The organism is Citrobacter sp. TBCP-5362, from assembly GCF_005406305.1.
Classification (GTDB): Bacteria; Pseudomonadota; Gammaproteobacteria; order Enterobacterales; family Enterobacteriaceae; genus Citrobacter_B; species Citrobacter_B koseri.
Window position 1 is genome coordinate 4,070,529 of the sequence record NZ_CP040234.1, and the last position, 14,738, is coordinate 4,085,266.

14 protein-coding genes and 1 tRNA gene are annotated in these 14,738 nt (G+C 51.7%); all 15 read left to right on the forward strand.

All coding sequences use genetic code 11. From position 1 onward, the window contains the following. Nucleotides 1-80 precede the first annotated feature (80 nt). The 15 genes from cutA to FD428_RS19460 all read left to right on the forward strand — a co-directional run bounded on the left by cutA (nt 81) and on the right by FD428_RS19460 (nt 14,655). Complete coding sequence (gene cutA, locus FD428_RS19390; RefSeq protein WP_012134473.1) at nt 81-428, forward strand: divalent cation tolerance protein CutA; 348 nt, start codon at nt 81-83, stop codon at nt 426-428. Next, nucleotides 404-2,113: a protein-disulfide reductase DsbD gene (locus FD428_RS19395; protein WP_114848037.1), complete on the forward strand. Its 1,710-nt coding sequence runs from the start codon at nt 404-406 to the stop codon at nt 2,111-2,113. Before cutA ends, FD428_RS19395 begins: the two co-directional genes overlap by 25 nt. 36 nt (nt 2,114-2,149) lie before the next feature. Continuing rightward, nucleotides 2,150-2,725 carry a transcriptional regulator gene (locus tag FD428_RS19400; protein WP_024130805.1) on the forward strand — a complete coding sequence of 192 codons (576 nt, stop codon included), beginning with the start codon at nt 2,150-2,152 and terminating at the stop codon, nt 2,723-2,725. A gap of 115 nt (nt 2,726-2,840) precedes the next feature. Further along, nucleotides 2,841-2,916: transfer RNA gene (locus tag FD428_RS19405), tRNA-Phe, on the forward strand. 519 nt (nt 2,917-3,435) lie between these two features. Continuing rightward, nucleotides 3,436-3,810, forward strand: coding sequence for a hypothetical protein (locus FD428_RS19410; RefSeq protein WP_071257308.1), 375 nt, complete (start codon nt 3,436-3,438; stop codon nt 3,808-3,810). A gap of 672 nt (nt 3,811-4,482) precedes the next feature. Then, on the forward strand, nt 4,483-5,085 hold the full coding sequence (locus FD428_RS19415) for a tyrosine-type DNA invertase (protein ID WP_114848038.1): 603 nt from the start codon (nt 4,483-4,485) through the stop codon (nt 5,083-5,085). 405 nt (nt 5,086-5,490) lie between these two features. Next, entirely contained in the window at nt 5,491-6,129 is a 639-nt protein-coding gene (locus tag FD428_RS19420) for a tyrosine-type DNA invertase (RefSeq protein WP_012134479.1), read from the forward strand. Nucleotides 6,130-6,588: 459 nt separating this feature from the next. After that, on the forward strand, nt 6,589-7,137 hold the full coding sequence (gene fimA, locus FD428_RS19425) for a type 1 fimbrial major subunit FimA (protein WP_012134480.1): 549 nt from the start codon (nt 6,589-6,591) through the stop codon (nt 7,135-7,137). A 72-nt stretch (nt 7,138-7,209) separates the two neighbouring features. Further along, entirely contained in the window at nt 7,210-7,749 is a 540-nt protein-coding gene (locus FD428_RS19430; protein WP_012134482.1) for a fimbrial protein, read from the forward strand. A gap of 56 nt (nt 7,750-7,805) precedes the next feature. Beyond that, nucleotides 7,806-8,510: a fimbria/pilus periplasmic chaperone gene (locus FD428_RS19435; protein WP_161799976.1), complete on the forward strand. Its 705-nt coding sequence runs from the start codon at nt 7,806-7,808 to the stop codon at nt 8,508-8,510. Between the two features lie 82 nt (nt 8,511-8,592). Beyond that, nucleotides 8,593-11,217: a fimbrial biogenesis usher protein gene (locus tag FD428_RS19440; protein WP_114848039.1), complete on the forward strand. Its 2,625-nt coding sequence runs from the start codon at nt 8,593-8,595 to the stop codon at nt 11,215-11,217. Between the two features lie 10 nt (nt 11,218-11,227). Then, on the forward strand, nt 11,228-11,758 hold the full coding sequence (locus FD428_RS19445; RefSeq protein ID WP_049008429.1) for a fimbrial protein: 531 nt from the start codon (nt 11,228-11,230) through the stop codon (nt 11,756-11,758). 12 nt (nt 11,759-11,770) lie between these two features. After that, complete coding sequence (locus FD428_RS19450) at nt 11,771-12,274, forward strand: fimbrial protein (protein WP_012134486.1); 504 nt, start codon at nt 11,771-11,773, stop codon at nt 12,272-12,274. Nucleotides 12,275-12,290: 16 nt separating this feature from the next. Further along, complete coding sequence (locus FD428_RS19455) at nt 12,291-13,193, forward strand: fimbrial protein (RefSeq protein ID WP_058668445.1); 903 nt, start codon at nt 12,291-12,293, stop codon at nt 13,191-13,193. A gap of 28 nt (nt 13,194-13,221) precedes the next feature. Continuing rightward, on the forward strand, nt 13,222-14,655 hold the full coding sequence (locus tag FD428_RS19460) for an EAL domain-containing protein (RefSeq protein ID WP_047459526.1): 1,434 nt from the start codon (nt 13,222-13,224) through the stop codon (nt 14,653-14,655). The last annotated feature ends 83 nt before the right edge of the window (nt 14,656-14,738 follow it).

Here is a 14,738-nt window from a genome sequence, read left to right on the forward strand (position 1 = left end):
CCGCTTTGACTAACATCCCGCCGCCTTCCGTTGTATAGTGACCACACTCTTGCTGCTCTTTCTGTTCTTTCGAGGTGTTTATGCTTGATGATAATAGTCAGGATATCTCCATCCCCGAGGCCGTCGTGGTGCTCTGTACCGCGCCGGATGAAGCAACAGCCCAGGATCTGGCCGCTAAGGTGCTGGCGGAAAAACTGGCCGCCTGCGCCACGTTACTGCCGGGCGCGACATCCTTGTATTACTGGGAGGGCAAACTGGAGCAGGAATACGAAGTGCAGATGATTTTAAAAACCACCGTTTCGCACCAGCAAGCGCTTCTTGAATGCCTGAAGTCTCACCACCCGTATCAAACGCCTGAACTTCTGGTTTTACCCGTCACTCACGGAGACACTGATTACCTCTCATGGCTCAACGCATCTTTACGCTGATCCTGCTGCTGTGTAGCACATCCGCCTTCGCCGGATTATTTGACGCACCAGGCCGCTCGCAGTTTGTCCCTGCCGACCAGGCTTTTTCCTTTGATTTTCAGCAGAATCAACATGACCTGAACCTCTCCTGGCAGGTGAAAGACGGCTACTATCTTTACCGCAAACAGATAAGCATCACCCCATCTCAGGCCGAAATTGCCGAAGTCCGGCTCCCTGCGGGCGTCTGGCATGAAGATGAGTTTTATGGCAAAAGCGAAATCTACCGCAAGCGCTTAAACATTCCGCTCATCGTTAACCAGGCCGCATCCGGCGCGACGTTAACCGTGACGTATCAGGGCTGTGCTGACGCAGGCTTCTGCTATCCACCGGAAACCAAAACCGTGCCGTTAAGCGAAGTGAGCGCCAGCACGGTGGCTAAATCCACGCCGTCGCCGGTCGCGGCGCAAACGGAAGAGACGCCGCAACCTGCCGCCCGGCTGCCTTTCTCCGCGCTGTGGGCATTGCTGATTGGCATCGGGATCGCCTTCACGCCCTGCGTCCTGCCGATGTATCCGCTGATTTCCGGCATTGTACTCGGCGGTAAACAACGCCTCTCAACCGGACGCGCGCTGCTGCTGACCTTTATCTACGTACAGGGTATGGCGCTCACCTACACCGCGCTGGGGCTGGTTGTGGCCGCTGCCGGGCTACAGTTCCAGGCGGCGCTTCAGCACCCTTATGTGCTAATCGGCCTTGCGCTGGTCTTCACGCTGCTGGCGCTGTCAATGTTCGGACTGTTCACGCTACAGCTGCCTTCTTCACTGCAAACTCGCCTCACGTTGATGAGTAACCGTCAGCAGGGCGGCTCTCCTGGCGGCGTATTTGTCATGGGCGCGATTGCCGGGCTTATCTGCTCGCCATGCACCACCGCGCCGCTGAGCGCCATTTTGCTGTACATCGCCCAGAGCGGGAACATGTGGCTTGGCGGTGGAACGCTGTATCTCTACGCGCTGGGCATGGGGCTGCCGCTGATTCTGGTCACCGTGTTTGGCAACCGTCTGCTACCGAAAAGCGGCCCGTGGATGGAACACGTCAAAACCGCTTTTGGCTTTGTGATCCTCGCGCTGCCGGTCTTTTTGCTGGAACGGGTAATCGGCGACGAGTGGGGGCTGCGTCTGTGGTCGCTGCTGGGCGTCGCCTTCTTCGGCTGGGCGTTTATTACCAGCCTGCACGCCAGACGCGGTGGGATGCGCATTGTGCAAATCATCCTGCTGGCGGCGGCGCTGGTCAGCGTACGCCCGTTACAGGACTGGGCGTTTGGCGCAACAACCGCCCAGACGCAGGCGCACCTGAACTTCAAGCCGATTACGACAGTCGATGCGTTAAATCAGGCGCTGGCAGAGGCAAAAGGAAAACCGGTAATGCTGGATCTCTACGCCGACTGGTGTGTCGCCTGTAAAGAGTTTGAGAAGTACACCTTCAGCGATCCGCAGGTTCAGCAGACGCTGGGCGACACCGTGCTGCTACAGGCTAATGTCACCGCCAACAATGCGCAGGATGTCGCCTTGCTCAGGCACCTGAATGTGCTGGGTTTACCGACAATCCTGTTTTTTGATGCGCAAGGCCATGAGCACCCGAATGCGCGAGTGACGGGCTTTATGGATGCGACGACCTTTAGCGCACATTTGCGCGATCGCCAACCGTGAGCGACACTTTCTGTGGGAAAGACGGAGGAGAATACCGTGCAACGTGAAGATGTCCTGGGAGAAGCCCTGAAATTACTTGAGGTTCAAGGGATAGCAAACACCACGCTTGAAATGGTGGCAGAACGCATTGATTATCCGCTTGATGAGTTACAGCGCTTCTGGCCCGATAAAGAGGCTATTCTGTACGACGCCCTGCGTTATCTGAGTCAACAGGTAGACATCTGGCGTCGCCAGCTTTTGCTTGATGAAACCCTTACCGCAGAACAAAAACTGCTGGCGCGCTATAACGCGCTTTCGGAGTGCGTGAGCAACAATCGCTACCCCGGTTGTCTGTTCATTGCTGCCTGTACGTTTTATCCCGATCCTGCCCACCCTATTCACCAACTGGCCGATCAGCAAAAACGGGCGGCGCATGACTTCACCCACGAATTGCTGACAACGCTCGAAATTGACGACCCGGCGATGGTGGCGAAACAGATGGAACTGGTGCTGGAAGGTTGCCTCAGCCGAATGCTGGTCAATCGCAGCCAGGCTGATGTGGATACCGCCCACCGTCTGGCGGAGGATATACTGCGCTTTGCCCGCTGCCGTCAGGGTGGCGCGTTGACGTAATTAGAGCCAATTTTGCGCTTTTTGCGTGAAAAGCAGGCAGTCAGCTGTCTTTTGTCATTTTTTTCATGGAAAGCCGTTGACGCCTGCGCGCCTTTACGGTTTAATGCGCCCCGTTGCCCGGATAGCTCAGTCGGTAGAGCAGGGGATTGAAAATCCCCGTGTCCTTGGTTCGATTCCGAGTCCGGGCACCAAAATTTAAAGAAACCAGCCTACGGGCTGGTTTTTTGCTTTCTGGCGTTCCGGTAGATTTCTGGTCATTACAGGACGTTATTTGCTTGCTGGATTTCTCGCCATTTTCTTAGATGCTCGTTGCATTTAAAGACATATATACCCTCTGACAAGCCTATCTCTTACTTCCAGATACGGTCTTTCTACGGTCAGCTACGGTTATTTTCATTTCTAACTGTTCATAATGATGCAAAAGCACGAGGAAAACGGGGGAATCTGACAACATACGCCCTCCACTAGTCATATGGGGATCTTCACAAGTCCGTCCACCCGCAACATACACTTCTTTCCCTTTCACTTCTTACCATTACCAGAATCCCCCACCATAAAATGATTTATCAGTAGTAATACTACTTGAGCTGAACGTATTGCATTATTAAACCTGAGTGTCCGCTCTGAGCGAGGAGCGGAAGTTCATAATTCCTTTAGACAATCCTCCCGGGAGGTTATGATAAAAATATACAGCCACAAAGGGAGTGGACATGACATTGTTTGAGGAATGTAAGGAGTTGCTCAAGGCAGATTTTGATGTTGTGGAAGGGGATGATTTGAGTATGGTAATGGATATTTTTCATCAATATCCATGGCATAGCGGTAATCTCATATGGTCAGAAATGGATTTCAGCGATTATGAACTCACTCATGATATGTTTAATGGGAGCGGCTTAGGCAATGAAACTGTATTTGTCATAGCGGATGATGCCGATGTGCCCGTGTTCAGAACCCATCTACAACTCATTGTCGATAATATCTACGATGTCATCGCCATATCACCTAACCTATTTATTTTTAACGATAAGATAATGATTACGCCTTTATTCCCTCATAATTTTATACGGTTGGGTCTGCGAAAGTGATGAGCAGAAATACTGACCTGCTCCCCGTTGATCAACTCAGACTGTTGTTAGCAACGTCTCCTCCTGGCACAGAGTTGCCTGTCAGATTAGATAAAACTCTGTATTGTGACAAAGCCAGATCAAGTCTGAGCTAATACCTATGAAGAGTGTATACAGGCTTCGCACCGCAGCAAACCGTTCTGACTTAATGGTAGATATCAAAGCGAGAAAGATTGAAAGACATATACAAACTGAAGAAAACCTGCAACCCCGGTAAAAATGAACTGTGTGAAAGAGTGGAATAGCCCCTTGAAATAACAATACACCGCACACGCCGAAAAAATCAGTCCATTGAGAATAATATATTTATGTAGAATCTTATGTGGTTCATTCACCTTATCTTTTCGCCATTCAATTACCCTTAAGTTAAATTAATCATATTACCATATGATAACTACAGCGATAGTCCCGTCATTACGGATATGTAATTCATCTACGATATCAAAAAACAAATTAGTTCTGCATATGACTAATTATTCATTTGTGACTCTACATAAATTTAAGAACATATCATTATTTTTAACTACACCTGGTTATTTCCTGAAGAAAAAGCTATTATTCGGCAGATTTTAATCCATTAGAAGAGAGTCAGGTATAAGCGGAATGTCGGCAAAATAAAGGATAACAGGTGATATGAAAAATAATAATGGACTAGAGAAACGCAGGTTTATGACACAAAATGAAATCAATTTAATTCTTAATGCTGTTAGTACAGGAACCTATGCAGTGCGTAATCGCTGTCTGGTTTTGCTGTGTTTTATTCATGGGTTAAGGGCAAGCGAAATATGTCGTCTGCGTATCTCAGATATTGACCTTAAGGATAAATGTATACATATTTACCGATTAAAAAAAGGATTCTCAACTACCCATCCCTTACTGGAAGAGGAAATTCGTTCGATAAAGTCCTGGCTGAAAATTCGCCTTACAAGCCAACATTCAGAAACTGAATGGTTATTTTTATCACGTAAAGGCAATCCCCTTTCAAGACAGCAATTTTATCAGATAATCGCCAAGGCCGGGAAGAAAGCAAAACTTGCAATTTGTGCCCACCCGCATATGCTTCGCCATTCCTGTGGGTTTGCTCTGGCAAATATGGGGATAGATACCCGCTTGATTCAGGATTACCTTGGCCATCGCAATATTCGTCATACTGTCTGGTATACTGCCAGTAACGCTGGTCGTTTTTATGGCATCTGGAATAAAACAAAAAACAGAGATGTCTGTAGCAGACTGTAAGGAAAGAAAAATATAGACAGTAAATAAGTCTGAATAAAGCTATGTGCCATGGATGGCACTGCAATAGTCACATTGGTAGTATGGTTATCTATTTTATGTTTCTACACTATATCCTGTGTTATTTTTTTCTGACCAGTATAATTGACACCGCTGACATGGTCTGAATAGTTATTCCCCCGCTGAATACATTTTTCCCCTCTGAGAATATACGGAATAGTCTTCTTGTGATGTCTGATGAAATCTTTAGAATGAAGTCGCCCACTGACATGGGGCTTTGTGAGCTTCATAGAATAAAATGGGATAGTGGTCAATATGTGCAATTAATAATACATCCCTAGCTTTAGCTATCAGTTATTCGTATCACTGGAGCTGACTCTTTATCATTCTGATACCAGGAGAAATATTATGAACCGACGCCGTTTTCTTACTGCCAGAGAAGTTCAGGCCATGATGAAAGCCGTACGTCATGGCCAGACAGGAGAGCGAGATTATTGTCTTATCCTGCTGGCCTTTCGTCATGGAATGCGTATAAGTGAACTACTGAACCTGCATTACCGGGATTTTGATCTTTATGAAGGTCGGATCAATATCCGCCGACTGAAAAATGGTTTTTCTACTATTCATCCCCTCATGCCGGACGAGTGTGAAGCCATTGAATGCTGGAGCCGGGTTCGTGCGAGCTGGAAAGGAGCGCAGAAAATAAACGCGGTGTTTATTTCCCGTAAAGGCTCACAACTTTCCCGCCAGCAGGCATACCGTATAATACGTTCTGCTGGCCAAAAGGCCGGAACCAGCACCACCACACATCCGCATATGCTGCGACATGCATGTGGTTATGAACTTGCTGAAAGAGGTACAGATACACGTCTAATCCAGGATTACCTTGGTCACCGAAATATTCGCCACACCGTACGTTATACAGCCAGTAATGCCGCCCGGTTTGCAGGATTATGGGAAAGGGTAAATCCGCTAGAGGAAAAGCTACTAAAACAGAAGATCAAAAATGATGAACTATATAGTTCATTGATAACTAAGGAAAAATAAGACATTGAACAGGTCAATTGGGACCAAACTGTCTATATCATAGAGGAATTTTGTAATTTTCTGCAACCTGTAAGTCCATTTTTTTGCGAAAAAAAAATATCCAACTGATTTAAAATTGTTTTTTTACTCACATTTTTTTACGTTTCATACATCCTCACCTTTTCTCCGCACGTCGAGTTCTGCTTTCCACTTGTCTTGTTGATATAACTCACGATCACCTCAGATATATTCATCTATATAAAACCAAAAAATAAGAATTAAATTCCAGATCAACGCATAAAAAAACGAAATTAAGAAATTTATTGCTACGAGTCAAAATGGTCCCAATTGACTCATCAGTTGGGTAAAAACTGCGCAAGATCGGCAGTCGAACTATTCGGCTTAAACCTGAAATGCCAGGAAGGTACAACGACTGCCAGTTTCGGTTCGTAATATCGACATTGTTTAAAGGAAAACCGCATGAAAATCAAAACACTGGCAATCGTTGTTCTGTCAGCACTGTCCCTGAGCTCCACAGCAGCCCTGGCCGACACCACCACGGTAAACGGCGGCACCGTGCATTTTAAAGGGGAAATCGTTAACGCCGCTTGTGCAGTTGATGCCGGTTCTATCGATCAGACAGTTCAGTTAGGCCAGGTTCGTTCCGCCAAACTCGCTGCTGAAGGCAACACCAGCTCCGCTGTGGGTTTCAACATTCAACTGGATGATTGCGACACGACCGTTGCGACCCAGGCTTCCGTTGCGTTCACAGGTACTGCTGTTAATGGCGCCAACCCTACCGTTCTGGCGCTACAGAGTTCCGCATCAGGCGGCGCGACTAACGTCGGCGTACAGATCCTCGACAAAACTGGCACCGCTCTGGGGCTGGATGGCGCGACCTTCAGCAGCGCTACCACGCTGAATGACGGTACTAACATCATTCCTTTCCAGGCTCGTTACTACGCAACTGGCGCAGCAACTGCCGGTACTGCGAACGCAGACGCAACCTTCAAAGTGCAATACCAGTAATTCAAACGTCTGACAGGGAAGCATTCCGGGCCAGGATGGCCCGTTATCCATAACAGGACAGGGGTGATAACGATGCAAGGAGTGAAATCAGGTCTGCTGATATTTCTGTTTCCGTCGCTGGCACTGGCTGGCAATCACTGGAACGTGACGTTGCCCGGGGGAAACATGCGTTTCCAGGGGGTCATTATTGCCGAATCCTGCCGCGTTGAAGCAGGAGATCAACAGATGACGGTCAATATGGGGCAGATCAGCAGTAATCGGTTTCATTCGTCAGGGGAAGATGCCAACCCCGTGCCATTCGATATTCATCTACAGGATTGCAGCACTGCCGTGAGTCAGCGCGTAGGCGTGTCATTTCGCGGAGTTGCCGACGGCAAAAACCCGGAGGTGCTTTCAGTTGGCGAAGGGCCGGGGATAGCAACCGGCGTAGGCATCGCTTTATTTGATAAAGACAATCAATTGATTCCACTCAACAGCCCGCCGGGTGCCTGGACGCAGTTGTATAGCGGCCCCACCACGCTTCATTTCGTGGCGAAGTATCGGGCGACCGGGAAGCAGGTCACCGGGGGAGCCGCCAATGCTCAAATCTGGTTCTCTCTGACCTATCAGTAATTAGCCAGCAGGTATGCCGGAAACAGGAAACAACGGTGAGTACGAAAGGGGAAAATGTGAAAAAAACACTGGAGATGACACGCGGCTTACTGGCGGGCTTTTTGATGCTCGCCGCAAGCGGTTTTTCCACCAGCGCTGAAGCAGGCGTGGCGCTGGGCGCAACCCGGGTTATCTATCCGGCTGGACAAAAACAGGTTCAGCTGGCGGTGACCAATAACGACAATAACAGTACCTATCTGATTCAGTCATGGGTTGAAAACGCCGATGGCGGCAAAGATGGTCGTTTTGTCATCACCCCTCCGCTGTTTGCGATGCAAGGTAAGAAAGAGAATACCTTGCGCATTATTGATGCCACTAACAACCAGTTACCGCAGGACCGGGAAAGCCTGTTCTGGGTAAACGTAAAAGCCATTCCTTCGATGGATAAATCAAAGCTCAGCGATAACACCTTACAACTGGCGATTATCAGCCGAATCAAACTCTACTACCGCCCAACGAAACTGGCTCTGCCACCGGATCAGGCGGCGGAAAAACTGACCTTTAACCGTGACGGTTCATCGCTGACGCTCAACAACCCGACGCCGTATTACCTGACGGTGACCGAACTCAATGCCGGCACGCGCGTGCTGGAAAATGCGCTGGTGCCGCCAATGGGTAAAACCTCGGTCAAGTTGCCGCCTGATGCCGGTAGCAACATTACCTACCGGACGATTAATGACTATGGCGCACTGACCCCGCAAATGAAGGGCGTTCTGCGTTAACACAGGGGCAGTCCACCAACAGGACTCCCCCGCACATTACAATTAAGAACTGACAGCCGGGCGACTTCGGACCGGAGGGACTATGTCACATCTCAAATACGGACTGGACCGTTTGGGTTCCCAACGCGCCCGGCGCAAAGCATTCTCTATTTTTGTCCTTGCGCAGATACCATTGGCGCTTTGCCTCGCGGGTTTCGCGCGGGCAGATCTCTATTTTAACCCCCGTTTCCTGGCCGACGATCCCTCGGCCGTTGCGGATCTCTCTGGATTTGAAAACGGGCAAGAGGTGCCGCCTGGCGCCTATCGCGTGGATATCTATCTGAACGATGGCTTTATAACTACCCGCGACGTCACGTTTAACGCTGGCGCAAACGGTCATCGACTGGAACCGTGCCTGACCCGCAGCCAGCTCGCTGGCATGGGGGTCAGCACGTCGGCCATCACCGGTATGGATACGCTGGCGTCCGACGCCTGCGTACCGTTGACGGAAATGGTCAAAGATGCCACCACCCGCTTCGATGTCAGCCAACAGCGCCTGTACCTGAGTGTCCCGCAGGCTTTCATGGGCAATCGCGCGCGCGGTTATATTCCACCGGAACTCTGGGATGACGGGATTAACGCCGGTTTGCTGAACTATAACTTTACCGGCAACAACGTACATAACGATGCCAGCGACAGCAGCAATTACGCGTATTTAAACCTGCAAAGCGGCCTCAACCTTGGCGCCTGGCGTCTGCGTGATAACACCATCTGGAGCTACAGCAGTGGCGGTAGCGCGTCCAGTAATGAAAATAAGTGGCAGCATGTGAACAGCTGGCTGGAGCGCGATATTACCCCCCTGCGCGCCCGCCTGACGCTTGGCGACAGCTACACCAACGGCGATATCTTCGACGGGATTAACTTCCGTGGCGCCCAGTTAGCCTCTGACGACAATATGCTGCCGGATAGCCAGAAAGGCTTTGCGCCGGTCATCCACGGCATTGCGCGCGGCACGGCGCAGGTCTCGATCAAACAAAACGGCTATGAAATTTACCAGAGCACGGTGCCGCCGGGCCCCTTCACAATTAACGATCTCTACGCCGCAGGCAACGGCGGCGATCTCCAGGTCACCATCAAAGAGGCCGATGGCACCAGCCAGGTCTTCAGCGTGCCGTGGTCTACGGTGCCAATGTTACAGCGTGAAGGGCACACCCGTTATGCTGTGACCGCTGGTGAATACCGCAGCGGCAACGACCAGCAGGAAAAACCAAAGTTCTTCCAGAGCACCCTCCTGCACGGGCTCCCGGCAGGCTGGACGCTGTATGGCGGCACCCAACTGGCCGACAACTATCGCGCCTTCAATTTAGGGGTCGGTAAGAACATGGGCGAGTTCGGCGCGGTTTCGCTGGATGCAACTCAGGCCAACGCCACCCTGCCTGACGACAGCTCTCACCAGGGGCAATCGATACGCTTCCTTTATAACAAGTCGCTCTATGAGACCGGCACCAACGTCCAACTGGTGGGATACCGTTATTCCACCCAGGGCTATTACAGCTTTGCCGACACCACTTACCGCAGGATGAGTGGCTATGACGTTGAAACCCAGGATGGCGTGATTCAGGTCAAACCCAAATTCACCGACTACTACAACCTTGCTTATAACAAGCGGGGCAAGGTTCAGATGAGCGTAACGCAGCAGTTGGGGCGCACTGCCACACTGTACGTGAATGGCAGCCGTCAAACTTACTGGTCAACCAACAAGGCCGACGAACAGCTACAGCTGGGGTTAAATGCCGCCGTTGACGATATCAACTGGACGCTGAGCTACAGCCTGACCAAAAACGCCTGGCAACAGGGCCGCGACCAGATGTTAGCGTTCAACGTCAATATTCCGTTTAGCCACTGGCTGCGTTCCGACAGCAAATCCGTCTGGCGGCACGCAAGCGCCAGCTACAGCATGTCGCACGACCTGAATGGCAGGATGACTAACCTGGCCGGTCTTTACGGCACGCTGCTGGAAGACAATAACCTGAGCTACAGCATGCAAACCGGTTATGCCAGCGGTGGCGAAGGCAACAATGGCGGAACCGGCTACGCGGCGATGAACTATCGCGGCGGCTACGGCAACGCTAACGTGGGCTACAGCCACAGCGATGGATTTAAACAGCTGTACTACGGGATGAGCGGCGGTGTACTTGCCCATGCCAACGGCATCACCTTAAGCCAGCCATTAAATGACACGGTAGTGCTGATTAAAGCGCCTGGCGCCGGAGACGTGAAAGTCGAGAACCAGACCGGCGTACGTACCGACTGGCGCGGTTATGCCGTCATGCCGTACGCCACTGAGTACAGGGAAAACCGCGTCGCGCTGGATACCAACACCCTGGCGGATAACGTCGATCTCGATGATGCGGTGGTCAGCGTCGTGCCGACCCACGGCGCCATCGTCCGCGCCGAATTTAAAGCCCACGTCGGGGTAAAAATCCTGATGACGCTGACGCACAACGGCAAACCCGTGCCATTCGGCGCTATGGTCACCTCCGGCGATAACCAGAGCGGCAGCATCGTGGCAGATAACGGCCAGGTCTACCTGAGCGGCATGCCGCTGGCGGGAAGCGTTCAGGTGAAATGGGGCGAAGGCCCGGGGGCTAACTGCATGGCCCGGTATCGCCTGCCGGAAGAGAGCCAGAAACATGTGCTGAGCCAGCTCTTTGCAGAGTGCCGTTAAGGAAGGAATGATGATGAAAAAACCACTGTATTTCCTCGGCGCTGTGCTGACGCTGGCCTGCGTCAATGTCTTCGCCGCCGACAGCACGATTACGATTAGCGGCTACGTCCGCGACAATGCCTGCGCTGTCGCGGGAGAGTCAAAAGATTTTACCGTTGACCTGATGAATAACGCTGCCAAACAGTTTAATGCGGTGGGGGCGACAACCCCGCTCGTCCCATTCCGTATTGTCCTCTCTCCCTGCGGTAACTCGGTTACGGCAGTCAAAGTCGGCTTTACCGGCACGGAGGATGGCAGCAACACCAGTCTATTGAAGATCGATAGCGGTGCCTCGGCAGCCGCAGGCATGGGCGTGCAGATCCTCAATAACCAACAGACGATGCTGCCGCTCAACGCCGCGTCATCATCCATCGCGTGGACCACGCTCACGCCTGGGCAGACCAACATCCTCAACTTTTATGCACGCCTGATGGCTACGCAGATTCCGGTCACCGCCGGGCACGTCAATGCCACAGCAACATTCACGCTTGAATTTCAGTAACCGGAGGCTGAGATGAAACGCAACTATGTAGGGTGGCTTCTGGCAAGCGTACTGACAGCGGCTTCTTCAGGGCTTCAGGCCGCTGATATCACGATTACCGTCAACGGGAAGGTGGTGGCGAAGCCGTGCACGGTGTCTACCACCAATGCCGCCGTTGACCTCGGTGACCTGTATACCTTCAGCCTGGTAACCGCAGGTTCGGCTTCCGCCTGGCACAGTACCGCGCTGGAACTCACTAACTGTCCGATCGGCACCTCCCGGGTCATCGCAACCTTTAGCGGAACCGCAGACAGCACCGGTTATTACAAAAACCAGGGGACCGCCGGCAATATTCAGCTCGAATTGCAGGATGACGCAGGCACCACGTTAAACAATGGCGCCACGAAATCCGTTCAGGTGGATGACTCAACGCAGTCCACCCGCTTTCCGTTACAGGTCAGAGCGTTAACGGTCAACGGCGGTGCCACCCAGGGAACTATTCAGGCGGTGATTAGTGTCACCTATACCTACGCCTGAGTCAGGAGAGTTTGTCATGAAAAAAATCATCGCGCTATTCACCACGCTGCTGCTGATGGGTTGGTCGCTGGATGCTGCGGCATTCACCTGTAAAGTCAATGATACCGGGCAGACCATGACCTCAGGGTCAGCGAATGTCTATGTAAACCTGACGCCATCTGTTGGAGTGGGTCAAAACCTGGTCGTAGATTTATCCTCTTCAGTTTCCTGTAAAAACGACTCCTCCGGCGGCTCTATCATTGACTACATCAATTTAACCAGCGGTTCCGCCTTCGGTGGCGCGCTTGCGGCGTTTACGGGGAGCGTTTACTGGGCGGGGAATACGTATCCTTTGCCGATGAACGGTAATTCATCCGTCTATACCATCACTCATACGGATTATCGCGGATTGCCGCTGCGCATGTATCTGACCGCGACCGGAGCAGCGGGAGGCGTCGTCATCAACTCTGGCGAACTCATCGCGCAATTGAATATGCATAAAGTGGCCAGCGACGGAAACCCGAATAATTTCATCTGGAATATTTACGCCAACAATAATGTTGTTGTCCCTACTGGGGGATGCGACGTATCAGCGCGTGATGTTACCGTGACGCTTCCAGACTATCCCGGCTCAATGGCCGTGCCGGTCACTGTCCACTGTGCGCAAAACCAGAACCTCGGCTATTACCTTTCAGGTACGACCGTCGATGCCGCCAACTCTATCTTCAGCAACACCGCGTCCTCCTCAGCGGCGCAGGGTATCGGCGTTCAGATGACCCGATACGGTAGTGTTGTTCCCGCTAACAACACCGTAGCACTGGGCACGGTCGGCACATCGCCGGTAAATCTTGGCTTAACCGCAACCTACGCGCGCACCAGCGGCCAGGTCACGGCGGGCAACGTACAGTCGATCATCGGGGTGACATTTGTTTACCAGTAACTCTCCCTCCCCGCTGGAGAAAACAAGGGTGGACTATATCCTGTCTCCCTGTTCAATGGCGGCGGAAGGACTCGCCAGAATGATGACCTGCGGTCAACGGCGACCGGTGCTGCTGCAACACCAGACGCAGGAGCGCCTTTCGCTACAGCTAACATCCGAGGTCGGAAGGATCGTCGTTTTTCTCCCTGACGATCCTTACTGGCTGCTGTTTATTCTTAGGGAAGCCGCCTTCCTGCTTGCTGAGGCAGAAACACCGCTGCCCATGCTGATCCTTAGCCGTAGTCCATCCGCCTGGCTATGGCAAACGCTGCTCTACCATGTTCCTGATAAACGGCAACTTACCGCCGTCCGGGCGGTCGCCTCCGACCTTCCTGGGAAACAACTGGCAGCGCTGCTACAGGGGGACTTCCTGCAATACCCGAAACTCCAGCAATTGTCCTTTTTAGACGCGCAGATACAGGGCAAACCGGCAGCAGGGTTAAGTAAAACGGAATTGAGCGCCACCCTCTCTCTTCTGTACGGGTACAGCATCAACACACAGGCGAAGATCCGCGGTGTGAGCCAGAAAACACTTTATAATCAAAGAACGTCAGGACTAAAAAAGATGGTGGCGTCTCACCCGCATCTGATTACCCGCTTTCCTGGAAGCCAGAGCAAGACTCACAACAATCAGCTCATCGCCGCGCTATCTCCCTTTGAGCGCGAATTTATCCATGCCATTCATAGCCAACAGGTATTCCCGGTATTTCAACCCATAACCGACGGCCACCTGCGGTTGCAGGGAGTTGAAATCCTTTCCCGCTGGAGAAGAGGCGACAACGTATTGCTTCCCGGCGAATTTTTGCCGCAGATCCACGCCGAATACGCCTGGCTTCTGCTCACGGCCTTTGTGCTACAAATAGCAATCCAGAACATTAACCAACACCAGGGTAAGTTCTGGTTCTCAATAAATATTCCACCCTGCATCGCCAACCACGAAAACCTGCTGCGGATGATGGAAACGGCGCGCCAGCAGCTACAGCAGCCGCAATGGTCGGGTAGATTAGTGCTGGAATTTGCAGAAACGGTCGATCTGCATCAGCAAGGAAGAACAGCAGAAAATATGGACAAAATCCAACGGCAAGGCTTTCGCATCTTCCTTGATGACTGCTTTTCACACAGCAGCGTAATGTTTCCCGTCAGGACAATCCGCTTTAGCGGCTACAAGCTGGATATGAGTATCGTGAATGATTTTCAACGCGATCCACATGCACTGGCGCTGATAAAGAGCCTGCTCTATTACTGCCAGTTGACGCAGAGTCGCTGTATTGCCGAAGGCGTCGATAGCCTGGAGAAATTCAATCAGTTGAAAGCGCTGGGAGTTGACCGCTTTCAGGGCTATCTTTTCTCGCCGCCCATCACTCACGATCGTCTGCCGGAGATAATCCAGCAATTTTTACCGAAACATCCCGCACCTCGCTGAACGCACGCTGCGCCTTACTGGTTTCATAGAGCGCCGCATGACAGGGGATAACTTTTCTGAGACCAACGTGTTCCACGGTCCGG